This is a genomic window from Oribacterium sp. (assembly GCF_057249185.1).
This window is the reverse complement of record NZ_DBHIGR010000188.1, coordinates 1-3961: the sequence shown is the minus strand read 5'-3', so window position 1 is coordinate 3961 and position 3961 is coordinate 1. Positions and strand designations below refer to the sequence as shown.

The following is a 3961-nucleotide window of genomic DNA, read 5'->3' as shown; positions in this document are numbered from 1 at the left end:
ATGCAGAAAGCGATGATTATGGCATTCTTTTTACAGAGTGTTGCCTATGCCATTTTCTTCTTCTTTACCCCCCATGTTCCCATGATTATTGTGGGTATCGTAATTAACATGTGCTCCATGGCTTTTATGAACAACAACTTAACAGCCATTGTAGGTATGCTTTACTCCAATAAAGAGCATGCCCGAAAGGATGCAGCCTACGGTATCTTCTACATGGCGGTAAATATCGGAAGCTTCTTTGGACCGATTTTCGGAGGACTTCTTACAGACCACTGGATGGCTGTGAAGGATGCAGAGGGTAATATCGTTAGATACGGATACAAGTATGCTTACCTGATGGTTGCCATCGGTATGTTTATCGTATTCCTGATCTTCCTTGTTTTAATTCCGAAGTGGTTAGGAGAGGTAGGAAAGCACCCCGCAAATGCAAAGGGCGCTAACAAAGAAGAGAAGCAGAAGGTAGAATTCAAGTTTAGTCCGGTGGAGAAAACACGTTTGGTGGGTATGGGTATTATTTTCATCCTGGTAACCGTATACTGGACAGTGTACTTCCAGACTTCTTATACCATCAATACCCTGGCAAATGATTATGTTAACCTTAATGTAGGCGGCTTCCATGTGCCTGTGGTTTGGTTGATTTCCTTTAACGGAATTTTATGTATTATTCTTGCTCCGCTTCTTGGAAATCTTTGGATGACTCTTTCTCAGAAGAAGATGGATCCTCCTGTAAGCTTAAAGATGGCTGTGGGAATGATTATTACCGGTCTTGCTTTCTATATCATTTTACTCGGTTTCAATACCTTACATGGTGTATTGGATAAGACGGTAAAGATGGATCTTTGGTATATGCTTCTTGCTTATGCCATTTTAACGGTAGGAGAACTCTTGGTATCTCCTGTAGGTATGGCTTTGTTTAACAAGCTGACTCCGGAGCGTTTCTCCTCCCTGGCTATGAGTGTATGGTATTTAACCTATACCTTCTCCGGTATTGCTTCCGGATATCTGGTAGCGGTAGCTAAGGATTGGGGATATGGAAAGATTCTGAATATCTTAGGTGCAGCCCTTATCATCAGCGGTGTAGTTATGTTGGTGATTATGCCCTTTATTGAGAAGCTGATTGCTGTAGACAAGTTAAGCACAGAAGAAGCAGCAACAGAGACAGCAGAATAGCTTTAAAAATGACTCTTTTCATCTCTCAGTGAACTGTCATAAAATCAAGCATAAAGCTTTATAAGGAAAGTAACCCTAATTAATACGAATCTCCGATATTTCAAAGACTTCTATGAGTCAGGAAATATCGGAGATTTTTTCGTACAAACGTTTGCATAAAAAGAAAGAATATGCTATACTTTTATAAATTTTAAATTCTAAGAAAAGAGGCCAGGATGGGAAGACCAAGAAAAGTACCAAGCAAAGATAATTTAACAGAGAAGCAATTAGCGATTTACAACTACATTAAAGAATGTGTTCAGATTAGAAACTATCCGCCTTCTGTTAGAGATATTTGCACAGAGGTCGGTTTAAAGTCCACTTCCAGCGTTTTTAGTTACTTAAATGACTTGGAGCAGGCCGGACTGATCCGTAAGGATCCATCCCATCCCAGAGCCATTGAAATCTTGGACAAAAGCCATAGCCATAGTGGAAAAGCCTCTAAAAGCAGTAAAACAAAGGAGTTTTCTCCCGTACATAGCTCACCTGTTGAAGAAAGTATGAAGGAAATGGTGTCCGTACCGGTAATCGGTACCGTAGCCGCAGGTACACCTATTTTTGCCGAAGAGAATGTTAGCGACCATTTTCCCCTGCCTACAGAGATTTTACCGAATCAGGAGACCTTTATTCTGAAGGTAAAGGGAGATTCCATGATTAATGTAGGTATTTTCGACGGAGACTATCTGATGGTTGCAAAGCAAAATACCTGCAGCGATGGTGAGGTTGTGGTGGCTTTGGTAGAGGATAGTGCTACCGTTAAGCGTTTCTACAAAGAAAAAGGATATATCCGCCTACAGCCGGAGAATGATACAATGGAAGATATCATTGTTAATGACTGTCAGATTCTAGGAAAGGCCATTGGGCTGATTCGTGTTGGACTATAAGCTATACGCTATAAGCTGTTTAATAGATACGTCTAAATTAATATTGTCGTTTTTTTGAGGAATAAAATGCTGGAAAAATGGTCCGAACCGGGCATCGGTCAATTTTTAAAAGAAAGCTTTTCCATCAGCTGTAAAGCCGGAGAGGAAGAATTTCAGAAACTACAGAAAGAATTCCTACAACTGAATAGCCATCTGGAAAAGCAAGGTGTGAAGCTGCGTCTGGGTAATTTAAAGGATGACAAGCAATGTTCCTGTAGCATAGAGTTATCTCTAAAGCATATGAAGAGAGATGCGGGGAAAAAACGGGAATACGGCACCCATAAGAGTATCGGGGCAGTTTATCTTTATCGTAAAGAGCATAACAGTAAAGAAACAGCCCTGTATTCCGGGCTTCCTCTGCGTTCTTATCAAAGAAGAGTGAAGAAATACAAGGAAGAAGGACGTTGGACAGAAGAAGAGAAGGCTTTTTTTTAGTCTTCTCTTTTCAATCTTACTCTGTTCTTATTCCAATTCTTATTCCAATTCTTATTCCAATTCTTATTCCTGTTCTTACTCTATTCTTACTCTGTTCTTATTCCCCTTCTTCTTTTCTGAGTCTTATCAGATTTCTGACACTACGGCGTCTTTCTTCTTCCAAAGCCGCATAATGCTTTTTGGTGGTATTTACGTCACTATGCCCCAGAACATCCGCAACCAGATAAATATCTCCGGTTTCCTGGTATAGATTGGTACCATAGCTGCTTCGTAATTTATGCGGAGTAATATGTTTAAGGGGAGTTACCTTTTGTGCATATTTCTTCACCATCAATTCCACAGTTCGCACAGACATTCTTTTATTTTGTAAAGATAGGAACAAAGCATTTTCATGTCCTGAAGCCGGTATTTTCCCCTTTCTTTCCTCCATATAAGCCCTTAAACCTTGTTCCACTTCATCGGAAAAGTAAATGGAAACTTCCTTGCCTCCCTTTCTGTGAATACGAATGGCATTGTTTTGAAAATCCACATCGGAGCAGTTTAAACCCACGCATTCCGACACACGGATTCCTGTCCCCAGCATTAACTGCATTATAGCCAGGTCCCTTACTTGATTCTTCTCATGATAGAGCTTTTCCTTTTTGCTTAAATCTTCTCCGGACTCTACCTGATCCAGAAACTGTGCAACTTCTCCCTGATCCATGCGAACAATCTCTTCCTGAGAAAGCTTTGGCAAGGAGAGAAGAGCAGTCTTATTCTCCTTAATTTGTTCTGTTTTATAAAGATAGCCAAAAAAACTTTTTAAACTGGAAATTTTTCTTTTAATGCTCTTGTTATGATTTAAAACTTCAACTTCCTCAATTTGTCCCTCTTTACCGGTCTTTTTCTTCGTTCTATATTTCAAAAATTCCATATATTCCTCTAAATCCACCAGGGATAAACGATCCAAATCCCTTGCCTCAAAGGCATAAATATCGGAACGAAGCTTTTTTTCCTCTATTAAAAATTGAAAAAAGACCTTTAAATCATAGGCATAAGCAATCTTGGTTCTAGAGGAAGTAACTTGATCGATACCGCGAAAAAAAGAAGCACAAAAGGCCGGCAAATCCTTTTGTAGCTGTCTAAGCTTTAAAGTATTCTGTTTGTCTAATTCTAAATGATATTGTAATGGCATAACTTATTCTCTCTAATAATTTTATTCACTCTAATAAGGTTTTTTCTCCATAATCAATACAGAGTAAATCGTTTTAGCTTGAATTCAAATTTGATAGATACCAAAGCCATATTCAAGCCGTTGCATCTTAGTTTTACCAGATTATAGCATAATCCCTTTTTAAAAAGCAATAACTATTCGTTAAACAAGAGTTTAGCGAATAGTTATTTATCTTTTCATC

Annotated in this window: 4 protein-coding genes; 3 read left to right on the top strand and 1 reads right to left on the bottom strand. The window is 39.0% G+C overall.

Annotation, left to right across the window (positions count from 1 at the left end; genetic code table 11):
- The 3 genes from ACO4PX_RS09090 to ACO4PX_RS09080 form a co-directional block, all read left to right on the top strand.
- Window positions 1-1170, top strand: a 1170-nt coding sequence (locus ACO4PX_RS09090; RefSeq protein WP_485572344.1) for a POT-type proton-dependent oligopeptide transporter, incomplete at its 5' end; no start/stop codon positions are given.
- Between the two features lie 215 nt (window positions 1171-1385).
- Window positions 1386-2093 carry a transcriptional repressor LexA gene (gene lexA, locus ACO4PX_RS09085; protein ID WP_308580402.1) on the top strand — a complete coding sequence of 236 codons (708 nt, stop codon included), beginning with the start codon at window positions 1386-1388 and terminating at the stop codon, window positions 2091-2093.
- Window positions 2094-2159: 66 nt separating this feature from the next.
- Window positions 2160-2567 carry a hypothetical protein gene (locus tag ACO4PX_RS09080; RefSeq protein WP_448972787.1) on the top strand — a complete coding sequence of 136 codons (408 nt, stop codon included), beginning with the start codon at window positions 2160-2162 and terminating at the stop codon, window positions 2565-2567.
- A gap of 97 nt (window positions 2568-2664) precedes the next feature.
- On the opposite strand, the gene ACO4PX_RS09075 is transcribed toward ACO4PX_RS09080, so the two are convergent.
- Complete coding sequence (locus ACO4PX_RS09075; protein ID WP_485572343.1) at window positions 2665-3741, bottom strand: tyrosine-type recombinase/integrase; 1077 nt, start codon at window positions 3739-3741, stop codon at window positions 2665-2667.
- Window positions 3742-3961: the final 220 nt, after the last annotated feature.